Genomic DNA, 26,251 nt, shown 5'->3' with positions numbered 1-26,251 from the left:
CGATTCAATTCATTCGTACACTTCCGGGCCGACGCACCCGTTCGGCTACGAGCCGGACTACCGCCCTGGATGCGCGCCGGCTGGCGTCGACTGCCGGACGACGAGAACCGGGATCTGACTGTGCGTCAGGACCTTCTGGGTCTCGCTGCCGAGCAAAAATGCCCGCATGCCACTTCGACCGTGCGACGCCATGACAATGAGATCGCAGTTCTGCTCTGCTGCAACGCTGATAATCGCCTCATAAGGATGGGCGCGGCTCGTGGCAACTATATTGCACTCGACACCAGCTTGCGCAGCGGCTTTTTTGATAACTTCCAGGTAGTCGTCCGCACGCTGTCGCGCGGCCTGAATGATTCGATCCTCGTTGTCCGCGATCATCTCCGTGCCATAAGCGAGGACATGAAACTCCGGAATGACATGGAGGCCCGTGACTTTGGCTCCGCTTTCCACGGCGAGCGTGACCGTCATCTGAATGGCGGCCTCGGAAAGCGTCGAGCCGTCGGTCGGCACCAGCAGATGCTTGAACATACGTTTCTCCCGCGCGACCCGGCCGGCTCGCGTTGAAATCCTGCGCGGCGCCTCTACCACCTGAACCCGGTGAACCTGAATCAGAGGCGGCCTCTTTGAGTATAGTCACCCTCGCCTCACAGGCACTGCGTATCGTCAAAACGAAGCCTGCCCGCCTCGTTATGTCCGGTCCGAATGTTCAGTTTAAATATCGAAATAGAGGTAAAACTCCCAGGGATGCGGACGCAATTTGATCGGCTCGATCTCGTGTCTGCGCTTGTAGTCGATCCAGGTCTGCAGCACGTCGTCGGTGAAAACATCGCCTTTGCGCAGGAACGCAGTGTCGTCCTCCAGCGCTGCGAGCGCCGCGTCGAGCGAGCCCGGAACCTGGCGTATGTTGCGGGCTTCTTCGGGCGAAAGGTCGTAGATGTTGCGGTCGAGCGGGTCGCCCGGATCAGTCTTGTTCTCAATCCCGTCGAGACCGGCCATCAGCATCGCCGCGAAGGCAAGGTACGCATTGGCCGACGGGTCCGGACAGCGAAACTCGACGCGCCGCGCATTCGGCGAATCCGAATACATCGGGATGCGCGCCGCTGCCGAACGGTTGCGCTGCGACATCGCGAGATTGACCGGCGCCTCGTAGCCCGGCACCAGACGCTTGTATGAATTGGTGGTCGGGGCGCAAAAAGCCATCAGCGCAGGTGCATGTTGCAGCAAGCCGCCAATGTACCAGCGGCACAGGTCGGAAGTCAGCGCCCAGCCGTTCGCGTCGTAAAAGAGATTCTCGTCGTCTTTCCACAGGCTTTGGTGGCAATGCATACCGCTCGCGTTGTCGGCAAACAGCGGCTTCGGCATGAAAGTTGCCACTTTTCCGTGCCGGCGCGCGACGTTCTTGCAAACGTACTTGTAGATCATCACGTTGTCGGCCATGCGCGTGAGCGTGGCAAACCGCATGTCGATTTCGTTCTGGCCGGCGGTGGCTACCTCATGGTGGTGCACTTCGATCTGCACGCCGACCTGCTGCAGTGTCAACGCGATCTCCGAGCGGATTTCCTGCAGCGTGTCGTGAGGCGGAACCGGGAAATAGCCCTCCTTGTAGCGCTGTTTATAGCCGAGATTGCCGCCACCATACGCACCCTCGTCACAACCTGTATTCCAGTCGCCCTCGGACGACTCGACATAGTAAAAGCCGCAATGCTGGTCCTGACCGAAGCGGATCGAGTCGAAGATGAAGAACTCGAGTTCGGGTCCGACATAGCAAGTGGTCGCAATGCCGGTTTGGCGTAGATAGTTTTCCGCCTTTTTCGCCACAAAGCGCGGATCGCGTGAATAGGGCTGCTGCAAAATCGGGTCGACGACGTCGCAGATGATCGACAGAGTCGGCGTGTCATAAACCGGATCGACAAAAGCGGTCGCCGGATCGGGTCTGAGCAGCATGTCCGATTCGTGGATCTCCTGAAAGCCGCGGATCGACGAGCCGTCAAAGCCGATGCCGGCGTCGAACAGGTCCGGGTGAACCTCAGGCAGCGTGATCGAGAAGTGCTGCCAGAGTCCGGGTAAGTCGGTGAACTTCAGATCGACGATCTGGATATTCTTTTGCCGCACCAGGTCGATCACATCGTTCGCGCTTGCTGGCCGATCGACGTGGAAGCGACCTGCTTCGACAGACACCGTGGGAGGCGATGCCGCAGCTTGTGGCGTGGTGGACATTGGCTTCCTCCTCTCGCGGCCCTCTGCCTTTGGTCCAACTTTAGTCTGTCCGCGAGCGAAGACAAGGCGCCTGCCCGCCTCGCTACCGGTCTTCCGTCAGCCCCTTCAGATAGGCTTCGCCGGCGTCCTGAGCCGCAGCGCGCATGGCGAATGTGTCGTCCGAAACCATCGACCGTTTGACCTTTTGTGCCCCGAAGTCGACCAGCGTAATGACCCAGACAAACTCGCCGGCCTGCTCGGCCGTTTGAACGAATGCACGGACGTCTTCGCTGTCGTTTGCTTTTGCGTTCATTGTGATCTCCTGAGAAAGAGTCGCGGAAAGAGAACGGCTCACGTATCAGATGACTGCTTGTTTTATGGAAGTTTGCCGATAATCGCGCTGCATTCGTCCTTCGTGAACGCACGCAGCGTTTGCGTGCGGACATTGCCTGCCGACCCCAACGCGTAGCCGAATGCCGCGAAGCTTTGCTCATCCGGTGCGTCGATGACCGTGACGATGTCGTATTTGCCTACCGTCCAGTAGATCTCTTTCATTTCACAGCCAAAGGTCTTGGCCAACTCCGCCGCCTGACCGGCCCGTTGCGGGCTGTTTTTGATGTTGCGTATGCCCTGATCGGTGAATTGCGCAAGAACCACATAGGTCGCCATGACGATTCTCCTTACGATTAGTACGAATCGCGTTGTACACGCGCAAGCTCGACCGCGAACGCGACTGCGATCGTGTTGCCCGAAAGCGTTCTGCGCGTAACCTGATTCTATGCAATGGAATCGCGCGCCACTGGCTGTTTGGCTTTATGGGCAGTCGAGCGACGCGTGAGGGCGGCAGACAGGCCCGTCGCCTTAGATAACAAATCCGTAATTCTTTCGTCGCTCGCTGGTCAGAATCATTCCCGCAGAATCGCCTCACAGCGTCGTTCACCGGACGCTTGTCCGGAGGATATCGGGAAGACCATGATGATCAGTTCACGTTCTACCAACATGCTGCGCGACGGCTTGCGTTCGCTTTCGATTGCCGCGCTCTTCGGTTTCGCCGGCACCTGTCATGCACAGTCCGCAGTGAATGCGCAAGGTATGGCCGCGGGGGCGACGGCGCCCTCCATCGCAACGTGTGTGGCGTGCCACGGCGCCTTGGGCGCCGGCACCGTCACCGGTGGGCCGCGGCTTGCCGGCAAGGATGCGGATTATCTCGCGCATGCGTTGTCAATGTTCAAGGCGGGCACCCGTGCAAGTTCTGTCATGCAGACGGTCGCACTCAATCTTTCCGATAGCGAAATACACGAACTCGCCAACTTTTTTTCCAGGCAGAACCCGCCCCTTGCCGAAGGCACGCCGCCGCAGCAGAGTCTGGTAATCGCCGGAAAGCAGCTCGCCGAGATGGGTGCGGGATCCAACGTTCCCGCCTGTTTCAGCTGTCACGGGGCCGGCGGTAAAGGTAATGGCGCGCGCTTTCCGGGCATCGCGGGTGAACCGGCGGCATTTGTCGTTGCGCGGCTCCACGAATTTCAGGCCCGCGCGAAGGGGAAGCCGCCGGCGCCGGGAACAATGACAGCCGTCGCGGCGACGTTGAACGACTCGCAGATCGAAGAGGCCGCGGCTTACCTTTCGGTGACCAGACCTTGAAGATCGACAGCAGGCCTGTAGCGTTCGCGAAGCAAATCCCCTACCGCAACCCGTTCCTGTTGTGTCGAGCACCTATGCGATCTACTGTGTGGAGTCACGTCGCGGTCATATCGAGTCTGGCGATGATGCTTGCCGGCTGCGCCGCGACTGGTGGCGATTCGAATCTGAGTGCAGCGGGGAGCCCGCAGCTGCCTCAATCGTATCCCTGCCAAAGCTTGCATGTTAAGTCGATGAGTTGCCCACCCGCATAAGGCGGCACCAACCGCGCGCCATCTCCCGGCATTCCGTCGATGCGGGCAAACGTCCGCTCACGAAGCCTTCTGACAAGCCGAACGATGGGAAGCGTCCGTTGTCATCGCGCTATCCATTCAACGCAAGGAATGGCTATCCTGCAACTCTGCCGACGCCCTGCCGCGTTCGCTTTCCTGTACACCTGCGCCCGGCTTCACGCTACCGTCGGCCTGCGGAACTTCCACCGGCTTGACCTCGACCGGGGCGACGCCATCTTTTTTCAACCCGAGCTTATCCGCAGTCTTGGGCGACAGGTCGACGATTCGACCCTTGACATAGGGACCGCGATCCCTGATTTCGACCACCTCGCTGTTACCGTTTTTCAGATTCGTGACCCGGGCCTTGGTGCCAAGCGGTAGCGTCTTGCTTGCGGCAGCATTGGATTGCGGATTCATCGGCGTACCGTCGGCCATCTCCTTCTTATAGAACTCCCGCCCGTAATACGAGGCCTTGCCCTTGCGGGACTTGCCGGAGCGATCGAGATGGCTGTGTTGAGCTGCCTTGGCGCTCGGCGTGCTCGCTGGACTGGCATCGGCGGATACCGACTTTTGCGCTGGAAGCGCCGTGCTCAGGAAGCACGACAAGACCACGAACAGAAACGCTCGAGCCTTGCATAGCGACGCGCGAGGCATCCGCCGCGTTTTCGCACGCATCAGTTCAGCTTCGAGACGTGGGCCGGATAACCGGCTCTCTGTGGTATGAAGTTTGTTTTCCATTTGCGCTCCTCTTCACCGTGTGAAGGCAGCGGGCACCCACTTCAGCAAGAAAGACACGTAAATCAGGGTGTAGTCAGGCTTCTAGAAAAGCCTCTCACGCCACGCTTGGAGGGTGTCCGTATGGTTCAATCCGACGTCCGTGCGTTCACTACACGCGCCGTCTGGCGAGTCCAGGCGCGGCTCTGCCGCCTGCTGCACACGATTGCGTTCAGCGGAAACCTGCGACAATCATCGTCCACGCTCAAACATCTGTTGATTGCCTCACTTCCCGCGGATGACCCATGCCTGTTTCACAAGCAATTTCGTCGCCACGTCTATCACCCAGCAATCTGAACGAGCTGATCACCCTGCTCGACATTCAGGTATTGGGGCTTTCCGAATGCCTGGTCAGCCAGGGATTCATGCTGGAACTGGATGGCCACGACGCGCCCGGCATCCACTACATCCTGTCGGGCGTGGGGCGCCTGCACATCGCAGGCGCCGAGACCGTGCCGCTCAAACCTCACACGCTGCTGATCGTGCCGCCGCGTCATTCACTGAAGCTCGAGGTCCCGGCAAACCAGGCGGGTATCGCGCCGACCGTGGTGCCTGGACGCGAGCACAAACAGGTCGTCGATTCGATCAGTCGCTTCCGCGCGGGGAATGCCGAACCGATGACCGTCATGATCTGCGGCTATTTCAAGGCGTCTTTCGGCGCGTCGATCAATCTGTTCGGGACGTTGTCGACGCCGATCGTCGAGCAGTTCGAAGCTTCCGACCGGCTCGACGTTTATCTGCGCACGGCGTTCGATGAGCTCGTCGCGCAGGAGATCGGCGCCGGCGCGATGTCGGGCGCGTTGCTCAAACAGGTGATCGTCGCGCTCGTGCGCCGGTCGCTGAAATCCAACGCACTGTGGATGGAGCGATTCGCGCTGCTCGGCGATCCGCAAATCGCGCGCGCCTTCGCCGACATGGTGGCCCGCCCCGGTGCGCAGCACACCGTCGCCAGTCTTGCGGATGCAGCGATCCTCAGCCGCTCGGCGTTCATGGCGCGCTTTTCGGCCGCGCTCGGCCAGTCACCGATGCAGGTGCTGCGCGACATCCGCATGCGCCAGGCGGCCGCCCAGTTGCGCGCCGGCGACCTGTCGCTGGATCAGGTGGCACGGCACGCCGGGTATGCGAGCCGCGGCGCGTTCGTGCGCGCGTTTCGCGAGGTGTTCGATACGGGCCCCGCCGAATACCGTGAGGGATCCGTAAAGGGTTGATCGCCAGGATTTCTTGCGTTGTTTGCCGGACCCGGCATTCCTGACTCGCACGCTCTTGCGCCCTGACCGGCGCCTTGCACCGGCATGTCAACGCCGAGGCAAGGCGCCGGTTTCGTTTTTAAAGCGATCGCGCCTTCACGTGCATCCACGGACTTTTGCGTCTGTTCTCAGGATTTTTTGTTTGACCTGCACGCCTAGAATTTTCATCAATGCAGCCGAGAACGCACGCCGATATTTCGATGCAGACGCATCCTTCTCCCGATCATCCGAAACAGGAGCACGACCATGACCCGCATCGCCCTCCCTGCCAACGACGCTATCCCGGCCGCTTCGCAGCCGGTCATCGATGCAATGACGAAGCAACTGAAGATGACGCCCAACCTCTTTCGCATCATGGCGCTCAGCCCCAATGCGCTGAACGGTTGGGCCGCCCTGCAAGGCGCGCTTGCAAAGACGCTCGATGCGAAACTGCGCGACGGCATCGCGCTCGCCGTGTCCCAGGTCAACGGCTGCCAGTACTGTCTGTCTGCGCATAGCTATGTCGCGAGCAACATGGCGCATATCGACGACGAAGAGATTCGCCTGAACCGGCTCGGCAAATCGCATACGCCCAAAACCGCCGCGGCCGTCGCGTTCGCGAAGGCGCTGATGGAAACCCGCGGCAAAATCACAGAAGACGATCTGCACGCCGTGCGCGAAGCCGGCTTCAGCGAAGCGAACATCGTCGAAATCATCGCGCTCGCCGCGCAATTCATGCTGACGAATTTCGTCAACAACGCCTTCGATACCGAGGTCGATTTTCCGGTCGTCGAAACCGAAGTCGTGTAACGACTGCGCGCTGCCACGTCCTCAAACAAGGAGATCGATCATGTCTCGCCATACTGCTGAAAAACGCTCGGCGTTTCGCGCGTTGCACAAAGACGGATGCTTCGTGTTGCCGAATCCGTGGGACGTGGGCAGCGCGCGTTATCTGGCGTCGGCCGGCTTCAAGGCGATTGCCACGACCAGCTCCGGCTTCGCGTGGTCGACTGGCCGGCCGGACAACGGCGTGTCACGCGATGCGATCCTCGCGCACCTTCGCGAGATGGTCGGCGCGACAGATCTGCCGGTCAACGCCGACTTCGAGAACGGCTTCGGTGACGATCCCACCGAGGTGGCGCATAGCGTCCGGATGGCGGTCGATACCGGCATCGCCGGGCTGTCGATCGAAGACTCGACGGGTGATCCGAAGTCGCCGCTGTTTCCGCTCGATGTCGCCGTCAAACGCCTTGCCGCGGCAAGACGCGCGATCGACGAGACAGGCGGTGACACGTTGCTCGTCGGCCGTGCGGAGAATTTCTTTGTCGGTGTGGCCGATCTCGACGACGTGGTTGCGCGCTTACGAGCCTATGCGCAAGCCGGCGCCGACTGTCTGTACGCGCCGGGCATCCAGACGCGCGAGCAGATCGAAGCGGTGCTCGCCGCGGTCAGCCCGAAGCCCGTCAATCTGTTGATCGGCGGACCTTCCGCGTTTACGCTCAACGAACTGGCGAGGCTCGGCGTGCGGCGCGTGAGCGTGGGCGGCGCACTCGCACGCGCGGCATGGGGCGGGCTGGTGACTAGCGTTCAGTCGCTTGCGGACGGCCGCTTCGATCGCTTGCCGAAGGAGCCGTCGGGCGCGTGGTTGAACAATATGTTTCAGGATGTGGCGTAGCGTCTTCTTCATCGAATAACCCCTTCTACATGGAGCGAACCATGAGCCGTGAAATCATTCGTGTCGAACCGCTTTCGAGCTGGCTCGAGCGCTGGAAAGCGCCGACTTCCGCTGTCACCCGCCACGGCGACACGATCTATGTGTCCGGGTTTCCGCCGTTCGATCCGAGCACCGGCGAAGTAATGGACGCACCGATCGAGCTACAGACGGAACGGGTATTGGAACAACTGAAACTGTGCGTCGAGACGGCGGGTTCATCGCTCGATCAGGTGCTCAAGTGCAACGTGTATTGCACATCGGTTGAAGCGTTTCCGGCCGTCAACGCGATCTATGCGCGCTTCTTTGGACCGAACCCGCCGGCGAGGATTTTCATCAATGTGCCGGCGTGGCCAGGACACTTCGACATCGAGATCGATTGCGTCGCGGCGATCGACAGCAGCCGCATCTCAGTGTCCAGATGATGACGGTCGCAGGGCGACTCGTTGCCGTTCTTTGACATCAAATGCATGAGCGGCCGAAGGCCGGCGCTGCTTCGCGCCGGCCTCAACCGTGCCGCTATCGGTCGGTCTATCAGTCGATCTGCTGGATACCGGCCAGCCGCCACGCCTGGTCACCCTGCGTCTGTTTGACCAGGTTCCAGATTTCCTGGAACGGCTGCGCGGTCTGTGCATCGTCTTCCCGGATCTGACCGTAAAAGCGAACGCTGACGAGCGTTTCATCCGCATTGCTTTCGGTGCCCAGTACCTCGGCATCGAGTTGCGGCACGTCCGTATGGCTCGGCTCGCGACCCCGCGCTTCCAGATCCTGCTTGAGCCGCGCGAACATCTCCGGCGTCGTCAACTCGAACAGGTCGCCCTGTTCGTTCCTGTCCCACGCACCCTGGAGACGCATGAACATCGCCTTCGCCGATACGAGAAATGCCGCCTGATCTGGCCCGAGCGACAGCTCAGGCGCCTTCATGCCGTTCGCTGCTCCGGTCGAACCCATCGCTGCGCGCGGCCAGCCCCGAAAAGTCGCCTCAGGCCGCGATTGCCCCATCTGGTTCAGGAATGTTGAACCGCCCGTTTGCTGCCGGTTCGCGGCACCGTGTCCATAAGCAAGATCCGGACGGCGCCGGTTGGCGATAAAGCGGAACAGCAGCACGCCCGCGAGAATCACCGCTCCGATCAGCAGCGCATTCGACAGCATTTGCGCGAGCCCCTCGCCAAGACCAAACGACGACAGCAGCGCTGCAATGCCAAGCCCGGCGGCGAGCCCCGCGAGCGGACCCATCCAGCGGTTACCCGCGGCGGCGGCCGGCGTCTGCGCGGCCTGCGCCGGTTGAGCTTGCTGGCTCCGTTGTGTTTGCCCGGACGGCGACGCCGTTTGCGACTGACGCCCGATGCTTTGGCTCCCGCCCACGCGCTTCGCTTCGGCATCGTTCGAAGCCACGGCGCCGAGAGCAAGGAGCCCCGCCAGTCCGAGCGCCGCCGTCCCGCGCGTCACCGAGCCGGCAACCCGTCGAACTTGATTGATGATCTGCGTGTACATAAAAACCTCTTTGGTGAGTCAGGGGACTGCCCGCTTCGCGCGCCTTTCTTCATCGCGCGGAAAACATTACGAACAGTAATATTATTGAGTGGTCAAACTTGCTGGTGATTGCGCCTGAAAGCCATGTTGAGCAACCTGAAGACTGTTGCCGTGAATGTAGTGCTCCAACTGCCGGATCGTGTCTTCCTGCTCGGCAATCTGATTCTTGATCAGGTCGCCGATTGACACCATGCCGACCACCTGCCCCGCGGTAATCACAGGCAGATAGCGGATCCGGTGCTCCGTCATGAGCGCCATGCATTCCTCGGTGGTCTGCTCCGGGGTGACATAGCGCACGGCCGTCGACATGATGTCGCGCACCGGCGTATTCCTTGACGAGCGGTCCATCAGCACGATTTTTCGCGCGTAATCGCGCTCCGTGACGATGCCGGCCACGCGCCCTTCATGGACGACGATGAGCGCGCCCACCTGCCGGTGAGCCATGATCGCGATCGCGTCGTAAACCGCGGCGGATGCCTGGGTCGACCATACTGTCTGGGATGCCTTTGAACGCAGGAATTGCGCAACCGATGCCATCTGCCACCTCCGTCAGGTACCGTTAACCGCCCCGCATGAACTCATGGGCGAGACCTCAATCTACCTGAACGCGAGATAACGTAAAATGCGTATTTTCAATGCTGACACTTCGATAAAACCGTAGCATTGCGTAATCGACGGAGAGATCGTGAACTTCAAGCATCTGCATTACTTCTGGGTCGCGGCGCACGCGGGCGGCATCGTTCGGGCGGGCGAGCAGTTGCACATCTCGCCGCAAACGCTCAGCGGGCAGATCAAGCTGCTCGAAGAGGCGCTGGATAAAAAGCTGTTCAGGAAAAGCGGCCGCACCCTCGAACTCACCGACGCGGGCCGCCTGGCGCTCGATTACGCCGACGAAATATTCTCGCTAGGCTCTGAGCTCGAAAGCGCCGTGCGGCGCGAGAACGAAGCGGGCCCGCAAACGCGGTTTCGCGTCGGAATCGCGGATTCGGTGCCGAAGGCGATCGCGTACCGGCTGCTGGAACCCGCGCTGAGCGCGTCCGTGTCGCTGCGCATGATCTGCCACGAGGGCAAGCTGCATGCGCTGCTCGCGCAACTGGCCCTCCACCGCCTCGACCTGATCATCGCGGACGCCCCCATTCCCGCCGACGTCAACATCAAGGCGTTCAATCACCGGCTCGGCCGCTCGACGCTCAGTTGCTTCGGCGCGGAAGCGCTGATCCAGAGCGGCAGAAAGCGCTTCCCGTTGTCGCTCGGTCAGTTGCCGGTGTTGCTGCCCGGTACGGAATCGGCGGTGCGCCGCAAGCTGGATCATTGGCTGGCGTCCCATGCCATTTCGCCGCGCATCGTCGGCGAGTTCGACGACGGGGCCATGACCATGGCGTTCGCCCGTGAAGGCCGCGGCTTGCTGTTCGCGCCCACCGTGCTGGAAAGCCAGCTACAGGCCGAACACAAGCTGACGACGGTCGGCCAGATCAATTCCATCGTCGAAGAATTCTTTGCGATCTCGATCGAGCGCCGCATCAGTCATCCGGCTGTCGCGATGATTCTGGACGCGGCGCGTAGCGAGCTGTTCAACGTCTAGCGGAGCATGCTTGCGAAGATGCCATTACAATCCAGCACTTCGTCCGACCATCGTGATTCGCGCCATGAAATACCTTCTTGCATCGACATTCGCGGCGCTCATCGCGGCCGCAAGCACGGCCGCGACAGCCCAGACAGCCGGAAGCAGCGACACACCCAAGCTGCAGTGCGCGATTGGGTATGTCACCGGCATCGGCGGATCGGCGCAGAGTTTTCGTGAATACCTGGCGACCCCCAACCGGGACCGATATCGCTTCCTTGCGGACAACCCGATTCAATGCAAGGTTTCCGACGAGGGCCGCGCGTCCGGTTGTACCGGCCTCACGAGCTTGCGGAATGAAAAGGTCAGCGTGTACGACGATGTCGACAATGAGACGATGTCCGTCGTCGCGCGCGTGGAACTCGAACACGGGACCTATCCGGTGATCATCGTCGTGCGAAGACAGGACGTGAAGTGCGAGGAGTGAATGCCCTCACGTCCCGGTCGACGATGAATCAGGCTCGATGCTTCGCGAGAAATTCTGAAACTTTCGCAAGCCCTGTTTCGAGTACGTCGCGGTTGTTGGCGTACCCAAGGCGCACGTAACCTTCCATGTCGAGCGCACTGCCCGGCGTCAGCATCGCGCCGGTCTGTTCGATCAGCTCCACGCAGAATTCAAGCGACGACATCGGCAGGTCGAATTTCAACAATGCTGTGGTTCCCGACTTCGGCTTGATATAAGACATAGCCGGTTCTTTGGCAATCCACGCGTCCACGATCGCCAGGTTGGTCCGCACGATGTCGTGATTGCGGGCTAGAATCGCCTTGCGGTTCTCCAGCGCGATGGAGGCGAAATGATCGTCGATCATGCCAACGCTGATCGTGTTGTAGTCGCGATGAATCGCGACGGCGCGGATCAGATCCTTCGGACCGGCGATCCAGCCGAGCCGAAGTCCCGCGAGCGAGTATGTTTTGGACATGCTGCCGGTACCGATGCCGCGCTCGTACACGTCCGCAATCGAAGCGGTATAGCCGCTGCCCTCCTGATCGGTGCCGCGATATACCTCGTCGCATAGCACATACGCACCGCACGAACGCGCAATCTCGCTGATCTCGGCGAGAAACGCCTCGTCCATCAGCGAGCCGGTCGGATTGTTCGGGTTATTGATCGCGATGAGTCGGGTTTTATCGTTGACGAGACTGCGCAGTTCGGCGAGATCGGGAAGAAACCGGTTCTCCTCGCGCAGCTTCAGGATTCGCACGTCGGCGCCGTAGCTCTCGGGAATCGAATAGTGCTGCTGGTAGGTCGGCAGAACGGAAATCACCGTGTCGCCAGGCTCGACCAGGGTTTCATACACCAGCGCGTTGCCGCCGATAGCGCCGTGCGTGACGATCAGATTCTCCGGCGACTGGCGCGCGTACATTGCCGAGATCGCTTCCCGCAGCCGGGTCGAACCTTCGATTGCACCGTATGTGAGCTTGAGCGCGCGTAGCTCGTCGAGAATGCTGTCCTGTTTGTTGGCGAGCGTCAGCAACTGATCGACGGTCAGCGATTCCACGCAGGTTTCCGCCAGGTTGTACGTACACCTGGTTTCGTACAGATCCATCCACCGCTCGACGCCGAAGTCCTTGATCTTCATGTCACTCTCCTTTGTTATTCAATCAGGCGATCCGTTGATGAACAGCTAGCCGAACCGCTCGGGACGGAATGGACGCGCATCGATAAATGGCTGAGCGCCGGTCATCATCTCCGCCAGCAAACGGCCTGTCACGGGGCCGAGCGTCAATCCGTGGTGGTTGTGGCCGAACGCAAACCAGAGCCCTTTATGGCGAGCCGCAGGCCCAATGACCGGCCGCATGTCGGGCGTGCACGGACGCAAGCCGAGCCACGGACGCTCGTCGAGCCGCGCACCGAGACCGAATGTCGGTCTGGCAGTGCGCTCGGCGCGCTCCAGCTGGATCCCTGTCGGCTTTGCATCGCGCCGGGCTATTTCGACGCCCGTGGTCAGCCGAAGACGCCCTTCCATCGGCGCCACCACGTAACCCTGCTGCGAGTCGACGAGCGGCATCGAGAGGATCGGCTTCGTGGGTTGGTAGTGCATGTGATAGCCGCGTTTCGCCCGCAGTGGAATGCGATATCCGAGCGGCGCGAACACCTGATCCGACCACGGGCCCAGCGCCACGACGACGTCCCGCGCGCTGATCCTGCCCGATGAGGTTTCAACGGTCCACGCGCCGCCTTCCGCCTTCAACGTCGTCGCTTCGCCGATCAACAGCGCGCCGCCGCCCTGCTCGAACAGACGTGCGTAGCCCTTCGTCAACGCGCCGGGGTTGACGATGCTTTTCGGATCCTGCCAATGCAGCGCTCCGCAGAATCCCGTCGCGACGCCGGGTTCGCGCGCGGCCAACGCCGCGGCATCGAGCGCCGCTACATGCAGTCCATAGGTACTTGCCGTTACTTCGGCGGCGGCCGCCTGCCGCGAGAATTCCGCCGGCGTGCGAAACGCCTCGATCCAGCCTTTGTCACTCGATAGTTGCTCGAGGCCGGCACGCTCGATCAGCGCATCGTGCTCCGCAACGCTTTGCCGGATCAGCGGCAGCATGTCGTGCGCCGCGGCCATCAGCCGCTCGGGGGACGACTCCCACCAGAAACGGGCGAGCCAGCCGGCAAAAGACGGCAGCGCACGATAGTCCCAGTAAAGATCGGTCGAGCGATTGCGCGCATAGCGCAGCAGTGTGCCGAGATTGCGCGGAAAAGCGTACGGAACGACCGACGAACTCTCGATCAGGCCGGCGTTGCCGAAACTGGTTTCTTCACCCGGACCGCGCCGATCGACCAGCGCCACCCGTTGGCCGCGATCCTGCAAGTGCAGCGCGGACGACACGCCGACGATCCCGGCGCCCAGCACGATTACATCGAAATCCATACGCTCGCTCTGCTTTCACTGACGGGACCGGAAGCGCGCATGCGACAACTCGCACGCGGGTCCGGCGCGAATCCGTTCGCACCGGTTCGCACCGGTTCGACAACGCCTTACTTCGCAATGATGTCGCGTTTGAAGTACTTCTGCGAAAGCGCGCTGAGCGTGCCGTCTTTTTTCAGCGCGTCGAGCGCGGCATCGATCTTCCCAGCCAGCGCCTTGTCGCCCTTGCGCAAACCGAAACCGGTCCCTTCGCCGAGCGTCGCCGGATCGCTGAGCGGTTGGCCGGCAATCGCATAGTCATGGCCTGCGGGCTTGTTCAGGAAACCGTCCTGAACAGTCTGCGCTTCCTGAACGGCCGCATCGAGCCGCCCCGCCACGAGGTCGGTGTACACCTGATCCTGGTCGGCGTAAGAGACGATCGACACGCCCGCATTCGCCCAGTGGCGTTTCAGGAAATCTTCCTGCGACGACGCCTGCAGCACGCCCACGCGTTTGCCTTGCAAACTCTTCACGTCAGGCATCAAGCCCGAACCGCGCTTGGCCACCATCACGATCGGCACGACATAGATCGGCCGCGTGAAATCGATCGTCTGCTTGCGCTTTGCGGTGATGTTCATGGCCGAATTGATCACATCGAATTTGCGGGCCTGCAAGGCGGGAATCAGCCCGTCGAATGCATTCTCCACCCACTCGCATTTCACGCCCATCTTGGCGCAAACAGCGTTGCCGACGTCGACGTCGAAGCCCTCCAGTTGCCCCGTCGGCGATTTGCTTTCGAACGGCGGATACGCTGCCTCGATGCCGAAGCGCAAGGTGTTTTGAGTCTCCGCGCTGACGGTGCCGACCGAACCGAGCAACGCAGCAGCGACGAAAATTGAAAGTGACAGCTTCTGAAGCATGGTGGCTCCCTGGGTAGTTGGGCATCGCGAATTGAGGGCACGGACAACGGCTGACCGCAAAGCCTCGAGACGGCGCATGGGGCGCTGCGCGAAGCCGGCCTCACACTCTCTCTGGATCAACAGTCTATTCTGGACTCCGGTAAAAGCAAGCAATTTTCAAAATAAAAGTCCAGACTGGACTTTTTGACTTTAGAATTGCTTCCACGCCGGAGGCCGGCAACGTTGTGGAGAGCAATCCAATGAGCAAGATAGAAAAAGCCGTTCCGTTGATCGTCGATCAGGAAACCGTTCGCGAAGCCCTACCTCATCTCGACGTGCGCGATGCGTTGACGCAGATGTTTCGCTCGCTCGGCAACGACGCCGCGGTGCAGCCGCCCCAAACGCTGACGCTGTTCCCAGGCGGCGCGGGAGACTTCATTACGTACCTCGGCGTGATGGCGAGCGCCAAGGTATTCGGCGCGAAACTGTCGCCGTACATCGTCACGCCAACGAAGCCGGTCATTACCGCGTGGACCGCGCTGATGTCGATGGAAACGGGACAGCCGTTGATGTGGTGCGATGCCGGCTTGCTCACGATCGAGCGCACCGCCGGTGCAACGGCGCTTGCCGTCGAGCACCTCGCCGCGCCCGATGCGGGAAAACTCGCGATCATCGGCTCGGGCGCGGTGGGCCAGGCGCATCTGCGCCACCTGGCGTCGGTGCGTCAGTGGCGCTCGATTCAGGTGTTCTCGCCCGATCTCAAGGACAACGCGGCGAAGCGCGCGGCGGTCGCGGCCCTCGACGAGCGCGTCGTCGTGTCCAACACGATTGAAGATTGCGTGCGCGAAGCCGATGTGGTGGTCTTGTGCACCTCATCGGGTACGCCCGTGCTGCACGAAGGCATGCTCGGCAAACCGGCGCTCATTACGTCGATCAGCACCAACGCCGTGAACGCCCACGAAATTCCGCCCTCATGGATTCCCACCATGGATGTCTATTGCGACTACCGGCAAACCACGCCGGCCAGCGCGGGCGAAATGAAGTTGGCCGCGCAGCGACACGGATGGTCCGCCGACAAGGTCGTGGCTGATTTGCCCGAACTCGTTTCGGGCGTCGCGCAAAAGCCGTCCTATCACAAACACGCGTTTTTTCGCTCGATCGGACTTGGCCTGGAAGACGTGGCCATCGCGTTCGAACTCTTCAGGTATTTGACGCAGCGGGATGCGTGACATTGCGGTGACACAGGGCGTGCGATGAGCAGGTCCAGCACGGCGCGACGAGCGCCGGGAGAGCAACTGGATCGAGATCCCGCTCATGGCAAAATGGCGGACAACACACGGACTTGCAGCACCATGACGCAACACGCTGCGGACTTTCCGAAAACTGGAACTTCACCCATCCCTATGCGCAAGACCAAGACCACAGCCGCACGCCGGCTTCTTCTGGATCGCTACAGCCGGGTCGCCGACGGCATCGCGCTGCTGTTCTTCCCGTACGTCGAAATTGTCATCCATGACTTGCAAAGCCAGACCGTGGCCTACATAGCCAACAACCTGTCCAAGCGCGAGCTGGGCGACGAGTCGGCGCTGGAAGAAATGGACCATTCAGCCGAGTCCGGCACCATCGGCCCGTATGAAAAGATCAACTGGGATGGCAGGCGCATGCGCTGCGTCAGCACCGTGCTCTTCGACGACGCCGAGGCCGCCATCGGCGTGATGTGCGTGAACTACAACATTGCGGTATTCGAGGACGTGAAGCATGTCATCGACCGCGTGATCTCCGGCGCCGGCCTGGTAAAGCAGCCCGAGGAACTGTTCAAGGACGACTGGCAGGAGCGCATCAACACGTTTCTCCACACATGGCTTCAGGAGCGCCAATTGGCATTGAACTCCCTGACTCGCGACCACCGCCGCGAACTGGTCGAAGCGCTGTGGGCCGAGGGCGCATTCAAGGGGAAAAGCGCGGCGAATTATGTGGCGAACGTACTCGGGATGGGCCGTGCCACGGTCTATCAACATATCAGGGATCTGCGAGGCGCGGCAGCCTGATAGGGCTTAATAGGAAGTCCGACTTCCATTAAAGAATCATCGCTGAAACGCCGTTATCAGGGTAACGCATCGTCAATCGGCCAGGCGCGCTTTCGCCGTCGCGGCCAATACCCATTCGTGCCTTGCCCTTACACGCCCTATACCATGCCTGTCGCCGAATCGGCGGCAGCGCCGCAAGCTTTCATCAACCTCCGGCCAGGATTAATTTCGACAAGGACAAGATCGGCAACAAGCCGTCATACTCTGTCTCTTCTTGCGGCGGACGGTCCCGACAACGTAACCGGAAGATTTCGCCGGAAACGCGCTCGATGCATGACCGTCCGTCCCGTCCTTTCGACGGCAATTTCCGCGTAGCGCCACGCGCGGTTCAAGTGGAGCGTGCTTTGCAATGAGTTACACCCCTGTCGTTCCGTTCGCCCACGACAAGGCAGATTCGGGCGCCTTCGTGGGCGGCGCCCCGGCATTTCGCCAACTGGTCCGCATGATCGATCGGGTCGCCCCGACCGAACATCCTTTGCTCATCTTCGGCCCGACCGGTTCGGGTAAGGAACTGGTCGCTCGCCGCGTGCATGCCCACAGCCAGCGCCAAGACCAACCGTTCGTCGACGTCAACTGCGGCGCGATTCCAGAAAACCTCGTCGAAGCCGAACTATTCGGGCATGTCAAAGGCGCGTTCACCGGCGCGGGCGAAAACCGCCAGGGACTTTTCCAGCAGGTCGGCAAGGGTACGCTGCTGCTCGACGAAATCGGCGAACTGCCGCTTGCGTTGCAACCCAAACTGTTGCGCGTGCTTGAAACGCGCACCTTCCGTCCGATCGGTTCGTCTACCAGTCTGCATTTCGCCGGGCGCGTCGTCGCCGCGACCCACCGCGACCTGCGTGAACTCGCGCGTGAAGGGTTATTCCGCGAGGACCTGTTCTATCGGCTCGCGGTTTTCGTGCTGGCAGTACCTGGACTCGAGCAGCGCATCGAAGATATCCCGGCGCTGGTTACCCATTTCGCATCACAGCACGCGCGCCGTCTCGAGTTCTCGCCGGCTGCCATCCGGCGGCTTTGCCAGCATTCGTGGCCGGGGCATATCCGGCAATTGCGCAATCTGATCAGCCAGTTGAGCGTGCTCGCCGAAAACACGCTCATCGATGTCGACTCGCTCGAACCGTTTCTCGCCAACGAAACCAGCGGACCGGTGTCGCGCGCGAGCCTCGCCGACATGCTGCTGCAACTCGAAGGCCGCGACAAGCTTGCCGCCGCCGAGGATCTGTTGATCGACCGCGCGCTCGAACGGACCAGCGGCAACAAGAGCGCGGCCGCAACCATGCTCGGCGTGGGCCGCAAGACCATCGAGCGGCGTCTGAAGTCACGCGAGGAACATCACCGGGAAGCGCGCAAGTGTCTCGAACATGCGAGCGCGCTGATCGAGGAGTCGAAGTTCGCCGAAGCCATTCCGCTGTTGCGCCGCTGCCTCGACTTGTTGCAGACGCCCCACGAACAGGAGGCGGTGCGCCGTCTGCAGTTCGACGCGTACCGGCTGCTCGGCATGAGCTTGCGCAGCGTGCACGGCTGGCTGTATGCGGAGGCCACCGCCTGCTACGCCGCCGCGCTGACGATCGGCGAAGGCGTTTGCGAGCCCGCCGAAATCGCCGCGATCCAGTTCGGCATCTGGACCACGCAGTTGACGACGCTTCAGCTCAAGCAGGCGCGCGCGACCGCGCAGAACATGCTGGAGCGCGCACAGAATGGTGGCGACCGGGTATCACTCGACGAAGCTCACGTCGCGATGACCAACACGCTTTTCTGGCTTGGCGACAGCGAGGAAGCGCTGGCCTGTCTCGCGCGCGGCAACCTGCTCAGCGTGGGGCGCAACGACACCCGTACCGGCTCGCAAGGGATCGATCTGGCCAGCCTCGCGTTGACTTTCGAAGGGCTGGCCGCCTATCAGATCGGCGCATTCGGGCAGGCGCGGCGCGCCATGGAAATGTTGATCCTGCGCGCGTCCGAACCGGGCGCGCACGCGCTCGCTCACGCCGTCAACCTGCAGGGCGCCGCCTGGCTCGCCTGCCTGTTCGATGACGTCGACCGGCTCGGCAGTCTCGCGAGCGAACTCGAATCGGTGTCGATCGCGAACGGCTTCGCGTTCTATCGCGGCGTCGGCCAGGTGCTCCGCGCCTGCCACCTCAGCGCGCTCGGCCATTCCGACGAAGCGGAAACCGTGATGCTCGACGGCTACGACAACCACGTCGTTTGCAATGGCGGCGCGCTGTTCTATTCCTTCAAGACGTGGCAGCACGGCGAACTGCTGCTGCGCGCCGGCCGTGCGAAGACCTGCGAGGCGATTCTCGCCACCGCGATCGACGAGACCCTCGCCCGTCAGGAACGTGTCTACCTGGGCGAACTGCTGGTCACCCGGGCGCGCGCGCAGTGGGCCCTCGGCGATGTGAACGCCGCCGAACTCGGTCTGCGCACCGCGCTGTCCACCGCGCTCGCCTTCGGTTCGGTGCCGGCGCGCGTGGACGCCGCGCGCTACCTCGCCGATCTGCTGCGCTCCATCGGCCGCGGCGCCGAAGCCATCGACACACTCGAGCGCGGTCTGCGCTCGCTGACGACGGATCCGACCACGCGCGTCACCAGTGCCGCGAATTTGCTTGCCGAACTTCAGCAGGACGCTTCTTTCAACCTCGACAGTAAAGGAATCGCAAATGGCATATGAATTACGCCGGGAAGATCTGGAACCGCTGCTATTGGGAGCAGCGTTCTTCGGAAGCGGCGGCGGTGGCACGATCGAATCCGCGCGGCATCTCGCCGAGCATTTCGTCACCGGCGACTATTACCCGTCCGACACGGTCAAGGTGGTGTCGGTCGACGAGGCCACCGAAGGCGCGGCCGTCATGGTCGCCTATCTCGGCGCGCCTGAAGCGATCAATTCCGCCATCTATCCGATCGGACCCGTGACCGCCGTGCAGAATGTCCAGGCCCGGCTCGCCTCGCAAGCGACGAAGCTCGCCTACGTGATGCCGCCGGAAAGCGGCGCGCTGGGCTTCACGGTGGCGGCGCTCGTGGCGGCGAAACTCGGCCTCGCGGTGATCGACGCCGACGGCGCCGGCCGCGCCGTGCCCTCGCTGCCGATGCTCACCTTCGCGGCCGCCGAGATCGATCCGCGCCCGGCGTTCCTCGTGAGTCAGGGCGGCCTGTGTGTCGAACTCGACGTGACGCCGCGCGCCAGCAACCAGGGCGGTCCGACCCATCAACGCGATGTGTCGGCGATCGTCGAGCAGATGATGCGTCCGGTCGTCGCCGATCCCGAGTTCGGCCAGTTCGGCGGCCTCGCGATGTGGGTGATGAAGCCGGCCGATATCCGTCGCGCGACGCCGATTCATGGCACCTTGACGCGCGCGCTGGAGCTCGGGCGCGCGGTGCAGGCCGGGCGAATCGGCAGCGCCCAGCAGATGATCGGCTATCTCGCCGAACATTGCGGGCTCGCCGCGCGCGCCATTTCGGAGCCCGGCGAGTTGGTCTCCGCCGAAGTCGATACGAGCGGCGGTTTCGACGTCGGCAAGGTTCATATTCAGGCCGGACAGCGCACCTATACGGTGATGTACCAGAACGAGTCGCTGCTCGCGTGGGACAGCGCATGTCCGCAGCCGATCGTGCTGGCGCCGGACAGCGTCGCGTATTTCGTTGGCGGCGAAGGTCAGGCGATCTTCAGCAACGGCGACCTGCTCAAGGATGACGGTTCGTTGAACCCGGTGATCGGCAAGCGCCCCGTGACGCTGATCGCCTGGCGTGCCGAAGCCGAATTGCGCAAGCCCGGCCTGATTCTCGACAGCTTCATGCAGTTGCTGAACTCGCTCGGCTATCTCGGGCCGTATATGCCGCTTGAGTCGCTGCAGTCCGCGCGCAAGGCAGACGCATCATGACCTCGCCTTCGAACTCACCTCTGCGCATCTGCGTGCTCGTGCCCGTCGCCACATCGGCCTACAACGACCGCATCATGAAAGCCATCGCGCCGGTCGTGCCGCCGGACGTGCAGGTCGAAATTCGCAATATCACCGAGGGGCATCCGGATATCGAGAGCCGCACGAACTGGCTGCAGAACGGCATGCCGGTGGTCGAACTCGCGCAGTCCATTGCCAACGACGGTTTCGACGGCATCTGGCTGACCGACTTCGATATGTGCGGCGTCGAGGCCGCGCGCGAAGTCATCGACATTCCGATCATCGGCGGTTTTCCCGCTTCGGCCTTCGCGGCTTTGATGCTCAGCCAGCGGTTCTCGATCATCACGATCCTGCAAAGCACGCTGGCGATGCAGCGCGGTCATCCGCAGACGTATGGCATCCAGGACACGTTCGCGTCGATCCGCGCGATCGATTGCCCGGTCGCGCAGCTCGATAACGTCGACGTGGTGGTCGTTCGCACCTTCGAGGCGGCGCTGAAGGCCATCAAGGACGACGGCGCGCAAGCCATTCTGCTCGGCTGCACGGGTTTCGTCGACGTCGCGAGCCGCGTCTCCACGCTGCTCGGCGAGGCGCTCGGCGCGTATGTGCCGGTGATCGATCCGAATCAGGCCGGCTTCAGCTTCCTTGTCTCGCTGGTGCGGATGAAGGTACGCCCGAGCCGGTTGACTTACAGCAAGGTCAGTCTCCAGTCGTAAGCGGGACACTTCTCTCCGTGCTCGTCCGGCGCGGCGCGCTTGCCGCGCCGGATGCTCTCGCCTTCCAGTTCCGCCTTTTTCGCCTGCCTCGCAATCGCCTTTCGTCCCCATGTGGACGAAAGCGCCCTCTCGCCCTGCCGGATACGGTCAATTGGACGAAATCGTCCAATATTTTGGGTATGCATGGACGAGACTGACCAATTTCGCGCGTGAAATTTTCCGGCACGCCCGCTCCGACGCAGTTTCGATGCCTGGCACAGTCATTGCTTAAATAGTGAGACGAGATGCCGCCTTAAAAACACCCTGGACAGGCGGTTTCCGGAACACGCAGCAAATCCGTCCGACAAGCCGGGGGAACCTGAGAGACCAACAAGATCACGCGCTGCAAAGCGTTCGACACACCGACGTCCGGCGACGTGCAGATTGCTGCCGAATCGCCGGCGCCGCCGACACCCGGGACGCCGCTATTCAGCGAGGCCATTCGGTTAGTGATCCGAACAATAGTTGACGCGCCGATCGAGTCCAACGATGTCGAGTCGTTGGCAACAGACCGAGAGAGGGCTGTGCAGTTGTTGTAGTTGTGACTGTCGTGTGTCAGCGCATCGCGACCGAATGCTTCCATAGAGAAGTTCGTTGCGATGCGCGACTGCGAAATGGCGGAAACCGTCTGGCTATGCACCAGGCGAGCTGCTACGGGGTTCGGCCGTCGTTGCCCTCCCTTCCGGAGACAAGCAGCGGCGGCTCGTTCTTTCTAATCAGTCTGCGCCGACCGCGGTGAAAACGCGGCACCAGGCGTGGAACAGAATCTGCTACTGGCAACCCTACGCGGCGTCAGACTGTTAGACCTCGCGAGTCGACCACACTGGCCATTTACGGGGTTTCAAACAATGCATCACCACATTTTCGAGAGAGAACTCGTTCATCTGGAACGCGTAATCGCCTGCGCGTCGCGAGAGCCCTTTCCGCCCACCTATTGGCGCGACCGCGTCGAGCATCTGAAAAATTGTCCACACGCGCCTCTGTTCGGCTATCGCATTGCCCGTCTGTCCCGGCTCGTTGCCGAACTGAACGGTTAGCCGACACGCGTCGGTAGCCGGTTGGCCTTGTTTGGCGGACCGCCCGGCAACGAGCAAACACAACGCTTTCAGTCAAACGAATCGGCTGGGTTCCGCCGGTTGTATCCCCTTCTTCCGCCGGTGTTCGCCCGAACGCCGGCACTGGTTTAGGCACTTGCCGCAACATCGCCGCCTTCGGCCGCCCCGGCAATGGCGCCGGCCATTGCCGCCTATGACACCGAAAACCCGCGGCATTTCATAGGCGTGTACTATCGACGGCATTGCCTTAATCTCATTCTATTGATGGTGACTCTCACCTATATTTTGAGTTGCAGCAGCAGGCCTGCCGACGCGAGCTATGCTCGTCCAATGCATGCCACGAAATCCGTATCGGATGGAGAGCATGTGCGTCGGGTAATCGCAGTGGTACACCCAGTACCCCCACAAGAGCCCACCAGGTAATGTTCCGGCAGCCCCCTCGGCGCGGGATCGTGCAATGCGCCACAGAAGACAAACACCGTAACAGAACAAATAGTGGGTACGTCCTCTCAAGGAGATAGCGCATGTCAACCGAAGCAAAGTGCCCGTTCAACCATACTGCCGGCGGCGGCACGACGAACCGTGACTGGTGGCCGAAGCAGCTGCGGCTGGACCTGCTAAGCCAGCACTCCAGCAGGTCGGACCCGCTGGACGGCGGCTTCAATTATGCAGAGGCTTTCAAGAGCCTCGATCTGGCGGCGGTGAAAAAGGACCTCGCCGCGCTGATGACCGATTCGCAGGATTGGTGGCCGGCGGACTTCGGCCACTACGGTCCGCTCTTCATCCGCATGGCCTGGCACAGTGCCGGCACGTACCGCATCGGCGACGGCCGCGGCGGCGCCGGGCGCGGCCAGCAGCGTTTCGCGCCGCTCAACAGCTGGCCGGACAACGTCAGCCTCGACAAGGCGCGCCGCCTGCTCTGGCCGATCAAGCAAAAGTACGGCCAGAAAATTTCCTGGGCCGATCTGCTGATCCTCACCGGCAACGTCGCGCTCGAAACCATGGGCTTCAAGACCTTCGGCTTCGGCGGTGGTCGCCCCGACACCTGGGAGCCGGATCTGGACGTCTACTGGGGCAACGAAAAGACGTGGCTGGGCGGCGACGTCCGTTATGGCAAGGGAGCCGCGGGCGATAACGACGACGGCGGCGTGATCGTCGCGGACGAACAGAAGCACGGCGAAGAGGTCAGCCGCGACGACAACGGACGCAACCTGGAAAATCCGCTGGGCGCCGTGCAGATGGGCCTGATCTATGTCAACCCGGAAGGTCCCGACGGTAATCCGGACCCAATCGCCGCCGCACACGACATCCGCGAAACTTTTGCTCGCATGGCCATGAACGACGAGGAAACGGTCGCGCTGATCGCCGGCGGCCACACCTTCGGCAAGACGCATGGCGCAGGTCCGGCCGACAACGTCGGTCCCGAACCCGAGTCCGCCGATCTCGCGAACCAGGGACTCGGCTGGAAGAACAGCTTCGGCACCGGCAAGGGCGCCGACGCCATCACCAGCGGTCTGGAAGTCACCTGGACCACCACGCCGACGAAATGGGGCAACGGTTTCTTCGAGAACCTGTTCAAGTACGAATGGGAACTGACCAAGAGCCCGGCCGGCGCCAACCAATGGGTCGCCAAGGGCGCCGACGAGACGATCCCGCACGCTTACGATCCGTCGAAAAAGCGCCGGCCGACGATGCTCACCACCGACATCTCGCTGCGCATGGACCCCGTCTACGAGAAGATTTCGCGACGCTTTCTGGACAATCCCGACCAGCTCGCCGATGCCTTCGCCCGTGCATGGTTCAAGCTGACTCACCGCGACATGGGACCGCGTGCCCGCTACCTCGGGCCGGAAGTGCCTGCTGAAGAACTGATCTGGCAGGACCCCATTCCGGCAGTCGACCACCCGCTCGTCAATGAGCAGGACGTCGCCTCGCTCAAGCAGAAGATCCTGGCGTCGGGGCTGCCCGTCTCGCAACTGGTGTCGACGGCGTGGGCGTCGGCGTCGACCTTCCGCGGCTCGGACAAGCGTGGCGGCGCCAACGGCGCGCGCATTCGCCTCGCGCCGCAGAAAGACTGGGCCGTCAACCAGCCCGAGCAACTGGCTAAGGTACTGAAGGTCCTCGAAGGCATCCAGAGCGAGTTCAACGGCGCGCAGTCCGGCGGCAAGAAAATCTCGCTGGCGGACCTGATCGTGCTGGCGGGTAACGCCGGCATCGAACAGGCGGCAAAGAGCGCCGGCCATCAGGTGACGGTGCCGTTCGCACCGGGACGCATGGACGCCTCGCAGGAGCAGACCGACGTCGAGTCCGTCGGCGCGCTCGAACCATTCGCCGATGGTTTCCGCAACTATCTGAAGGGCAAAGTCGGCGTTCCGGCTGAGGCTCTACTGATCGACAAGGCGCAATTGCTGACGTTGACCGCACCGGAAATGACGGTGCTGATCGGCGGCTTGCGCGCCCTGAAGGTAGGGACCGGGCAGAATCCGCAAGGCACCTTTACCAGCAAGCCGGAAACCCTGACCAACGACTTCTTCCGCAACCTGCTCGACATGGGCACGGAATGGAAGCCGGCCTCGTCGGCCCAGGACGTGTTCGAGGGACGTGACCGCAAAACCGGCGAGTTGAAGTGGACCGGCAGCCGCGTCGATCTGGTGTTCGGTTCGCACGCGCAGTTGCGGGCGCTGTCCGAAGTCTATGCAAGCGAGGACGGGAAGGAGAAATTCATCAGCGACTTCGTTGCCGCGTGGGTCAAGGTGATGAACCTCGACCGGTTCGATCTCGCCTGAGCGGGGCGCCGCGGTTCCGTCAGGGTTGCCGCCCTGACGGAACGTTGCCCCGCCGGGCGAAAGATAAACTGCCAGGTTAAACCAACGGTGCGAGCCCCGCTGTATCGGAGCCGCACCGTTTGTTTTTGCGCGAAACGATGTGGGAGTGTGCGAGAGTGGCGGATGGGCGAAACCCTGTTTCAAGGTCAAGAGCCCGCGCACCGCGTCATCGACAATGAGGGCGATACGGTCAACGACATGAGGAGCCGGATCAATGGGAAGCACCAGTGCAGTTGCGGCAGCGGCAGTCGCCTTCCTGGGCAGCCACTTTCTCTTATCCCATCCACTGCGCGGACCGTTGGTTCGCGCAATTGGCGAAACGGCGTTCCAGGGCGTCTATTCGCTGGTTGCGTTCCTGACGCTCGGCTGGCTGATCGTGGCTTACGGAAAGGCGCCCCTCTCCGCACCGCTATGGCCGGTAGGCGACGGGCTCTGGGCGATTGCGACCGTGATCATGCTGATTGCGTCGATCCTGCTGATGGGTTCCCTGATCCGCAATCCGGCGCTGCCCACCGGCGGCCGGCCCGGCTCGTTTCCCGACGCGGCCCGCGGCGTATTCGCGATCACGCGTCACCCGATGATGTGGTCGTTCGCGCTTTGGGGGCTGTGCCACATCGCCGTGTTCCCCGTGGCCAAGAACATTATTCTTGCAGCGGCCATGGTGATCCTCGCACTCGTCGGCGCCGCGCTGCAGGACCGCAAGAAGCAGCAACTCCAACCCGATCTCTGGCCCGCATGGGAAGCGAAGACCAGCTACCTGCCGTTCGCGGCGATCGCCGCCGGCCGCGCGCGGCTGAGCGGGTTCGGCATGCACGCGCTGCTGGGCGGGCTGGTCGTCTGGCTTGCGGCGACCTGGGCTCATATCCCGCTCACCGGCTGGGCGGCGGGCATCTGGCGCTGGTTGTAGACGCAGCCTCGTCAAT

Annotated in this window: 24 protein-coding genes; 14 read left to right on the top strand and 10 right to left on the bottom strand. The window is 62.0% G+C overall.

Annotation, left to right across the window (positions count from 1 at the left end):
- Positions 1-57: 57 nt before the first annotated feature.
- The 4 genes from P0D80_RS07115 to P0D80_RS07100 all read right to left on the bottom strand — a co-directional run bounded on the left by P0D80_RS07115 (position 58) and on the right by P0D80_RS07100 (position 2,865).
- Positions 58-528 (bottom strand): universal stress protein, encoded by a 471-nt coding sequence (locus tag P0D80_RS07115; protein ID WP_132374518.1) that lies wholly within the window; start codon positions 526-528, stop codon positions 58-60.
- Positions 529-711: 183 nt separating this feature from the next.
- Complete coding sequence (glnA, locus tag P0D80_RS07110; protein WP_408282406.1) at positions 712-2,217, bottom strand: type I glutamate--ammonia ligase; 1,506 nt, start codon at positions 2,215-2,217, stop codon at positions 712-714.
- An 82-nt stretch (positions 2,218-2,299) separates the two neighbouring features.
- Complete coding sequence (locus P0D80_RS07105; protein WP_132374516.1) at positions 2,300-2,509, bottom strand: hypothetical protein; 210 nt, start codon at positions 2,507-2,509, stop codon at positions 2,300-2,302.
- A gap of 62 nt (positions 2,510-2,571) precedes the next feature.
- Complete coding sequence (locus P0D80_RS07100; RefSeq protein WP_168793996.1) at positions 2,572-2,865, bottom strand: GYD domain-containing protein; 294 nt, start codon at positions 2,863-2,865, stop codon at positions 2,572-2,574.
- 330 nt (positions 2,866-3,195) lie between these two features.
- Here P0D80_RS07100 and P0D80_RS07095 point away from each other — a divergent pair, with 330 nt between their 5' ends.
- The gene (locus P0D80_RS07095; RefSeq protein ID WP_408176779.1) at positions 3,196-3,837 is read left to right on the top strand and encodes a c-type cytochrome; all 642 of its coding nucleotides are present in this window, start codon (positions 3,196-3,198) and stop codon (positions 3,835-3,837) included.
- A gap of 368 nt (positions 3,838-4,205) precedes the next feature.
- On the opposite strand, the gene P0D80_RS07090 is transcribed toward P0D80_RS07095, so the two are convergent.
- Positions 4,206-4,844 carry a septal ring lytic transglycosylase RlpA family protein gene (locus P0D80_RS07090; RefSeq protein ID WP_408282402.1) on the bottom strand — a complete coding sequence of 213 codons (639 nt, stop codon included), beginning with the start codon at positions 4,842-4,844 and terminating at the stop codon, positions 4,206-4,208.
- Between the two features lie 281 nt (positions 4,845-5,125).
- On the opposite strand from P0D80_RS07090, the gene P0D80_RS07085 reads away from it, so the two are divergent.
- From P0D80_RS07085 to P0D80_RS07070, 4 genes are all read left to right on the top strand, one after another.
- Positions 5,126-6,088, top strand: coding sequence for an AraC family transcriptional regulator (locus tag P0D80_RS07085; protein WP_408176777.1), 963 nt, complete (start codon positions 5,126-5,128; stop codon positions 6,086-6,088).
- A 285-nt stretch (positions 6,089-6,373) separates the two neighbouring features.
- Positions 6,374-6,916 (top strand): carboxymuconolactone decarboxylase family protein, encoded by a 543-nt coding sequence (locus P0D80_RS07080; RefSeq protein ID WP_408176775.1) that lies wholly within the window; start codon positions 6,374-6,376, stop codon positions 6,914-6,916.
- Positions 6,917-6,956: 40 nt separating this feature from the next.
- Complete coding sequence (locus P0D80_RS07075; RefSeq protein WP_408176774.1) at positions 6,957-7,781, top strand: isocitrate lyase/PEP mutase family protein; 825 nt, start codon at positions 6,957-6,959, stop codon at positions 7,779-7,781.
- 41 nt (positions 7,782-7,822) lie between these two features.
- Positions 7,823-8,242, top strand: coding sequence for a RidA family protein (locus tag P0D80_RS07070; RefSeq protein WP_408282397.1), 420 nt, complete (start codon positions 7,823-7,825; stop codon positions 8,240-8,242).
- A gap of 109 nt (positions 8,243-8,351) precedes the next feature.
- Here P0D80_RS07070 and P0D80_RS07065 read toward each other — a convergent pair whose 3' ends face one another.
- Together P0D80_RS07065 and P0D80_RS07060 are read right to left on the bottom strand one after the other, a co-directional pair.
- The gene (locus P0D80_RS07065; protein WP_408282394.1) at positions 8,352-9,311 is read right to left on the bottom strand and encodes a Tim44 domain-containing protein; all 960 of its coding nucleotides are present in this window, start codon (positions 9,309-9,311) and stop codon (positions 8,352-8,354) included.
- An 81-nt stretch (positions 9,312-9,392) separates the two neighbouring features.
- The gene (locus P0D80_RS07060) at positions 9,393-9,887 is read right to left on the bottom strand and encodes a CBS domain-containing protein (RefSeq protein ID WP_408282392.1); all 495 of its coding nucleotides are present in this window, start codon (positions 9,885-9,887) and stop codon (positions 9,393-9,395) included.
- Positions 9,888-10,035: 148 nt separating this feature from the next.
- On the opposite strand from P0D80_RS07060, the gene nhaR reads away from it, so the two are divergent.
- Together nhaR and P0D80_RS07050 are read left to right on the top strand one after the other, a co-directional pair.
- Positions 10,036-10,932, top strand: a complete 897-nt coding sequence (nhaR, locus tag P0D80_RS07055) for a transcriptional activator NhaR (protein WP_408176769.1) — start codon at positions 10,036-10,038, stop codon at positions 10,930-10,932.
- A gap of 64 nt (positions 10,933-10,996) precedes the next feature.
- Positions 10,997-11,398 carry a hypothetical protein gene (locus tag P0D80_RS07050; RefSeq protein WP_132376896.1) on the top strand — a complete coding sequence of 134 codons (402 nt, stop codon included), beginning with the start codon at positions 10,997-10,999 and terminating at the stop codon, positions 11,396-11,398.
- 28 nt (positions 11,399-11,426) lie between these two features.
- On the opposite strand, the gene P0D80_RS07045 is transcribed toward P0D80_RS07050, so the two are convergent.
- From P0D80_RS07045 to P0D80_RS07035, 3 genes are all read right to left on the bottom strand, one after another.
- Positions 11,427-12,551 (bottom strand): aminotransferase, encoded by a 1,125-nt coding sequence (locus tag P0D80_RS07045; protein ID WP_408282390.1) that lies wholly within the window; start codon positions 12,549-12,551, stop codon positions 11,427-11,429.
- Between the two features lie 45 nt (positions 12,552-12,596).
- Complete coding sequence (locus tag P0D80_RS07040; protein ID WP_132374507.1) at positions 12,597-13,838, bottom strand: NAD(P)/FAD-dependent oxidoreductase; 1,242 nt, start codon at positions 13,836-13,838, stop codon at positions 12,597-12,599.
- Positions 13,839-13,945: 107 nt separating this feature from the next.
- Positions 13,946-14,734, bottom strand: a complete 789-nt coding sequence (locus tag P0D80_RS07035; protein ID WP_132374506.1) for an ABC transporter substrate-binding protein — start codon at positions 14,732-14,734, stop codon at positions 13,946-13,948.
- A gap of 239 nt (positions 14,735-14,973) precedes the next feature.
- Here P0D80_RS07035 and P0D80_RS07030 point away from each other — a divergent pair, with 239 nt between their 5' ends.
- The 7 genes from P0D80_RS07030 (at position 14,974) to P0D80_RS07000 (ending at position 26,235) form a co-directional block, all read left to right on the top strand.
- Positions 14,974-15,942 (top strand): ornithine cyclodeaminase family protein, encoded by a 969-nt coding sequence (locus P0D80_RS07030; RefSeq protein ID WP_408282387.1) that lies wholly within the window; start codon positions 14,974-14,976, stop codon positions 15,940-15,942.
- A gap of 174 nt (positions 15,943-16,116) precedes the next feature.
- Positions 16,117-16,761: a helix-turn-helix transcriptional regulator gene (locus P0D80_RS07025; RefSeq protein ID WP_168794008.1), complete on the top strand. Its 645-nt coding sequence runs from the start codon at positions 16,117-16,119 to the stop codon at positions 16,759-16,761.
- Between the two features lie 388 nt (positions 16,762-17,149).
- A complete protein-coding gene (locus tag P0D80_RS07020) occupies positions 17,150-19,468 on the top strand; it encodes a sigma-54 interaction domain-containing protein (RefSeq protein WP_408282384.1) in 2,319 nt (772 codons plus the stop codon).
- A complete protein-coding gene (locus P0D80_RS07015) occupies positions 19,458-20,675 on the top strand; it encodes an S-methyl thiohydantoin desulfurase domain-containing protein (protein ID WP_408282381.1) in 1,218 nt (405 codons plus the stop codon). The genes P0D80_RS07020 and P0D80_RS07015 overlap by 11 nt, the downstream gene beginning before the upstream one ends.
- Positions 20,672-21,409 carry an aspartate/glutamate racemase family protein gene (locus P0D80_RS07010; RefSeq protein WP_408176759.1) on the top strand — a complete coding sequence of 246 codons (738 nt, stop codon included), beginning with the start codon at positions 20,672-20,674 and terminating at the stop codon, positions 21,407-21,409. The genes P0D80_RS07015 and P0D80_RS07010 overlap by 4 nt, the downstream gene beginning before the upstream one ends.
- Positions 21,410-23,027: 1,618 nt before the next feature.
- Positions 23,028-25,289, top strand: coding sequence for a catalase/peroxidase HPI (gene katG / locus P0D80_RS07005; RefSeq protein ID WP_408282378.1), 2,262 nt, complete (start codon positions 23,028-23,030; stop codon positions 25,287-25,289).
- 253 nt (positions 25,290-25,542) lie between these two features.
- Positions 25,543-26,235: an NnrU family protein gene (locus P0D80_RS07000; protein ID WP_132374497.1), complete on the top strand. Its 693-nt coding sequence runs from the start codon at positions 25,543-25,545 to the stop codon at positions 26,233-26,235.
- The last annotated feature ends 16 nt before the right edge of the window (positions 26,236-26,251 follow it).

The sequence above is a fragment of the Paraburkholderia sp. RL17-373-BIF-A genome (assembly GCF_046030175.1).
In the GTDB taxonomy this organism is placed as follows: domain Bacteria; phylum Pseudomonadota; class Gammaproteobacteria; order Burkholderiales; family Burkholderiaceae; genus Paraburkholderia.
Note: the sequence above shows the minus strand (reverse complement) of the source record. Positions and strands in the feature narration are given on the sequence as shown.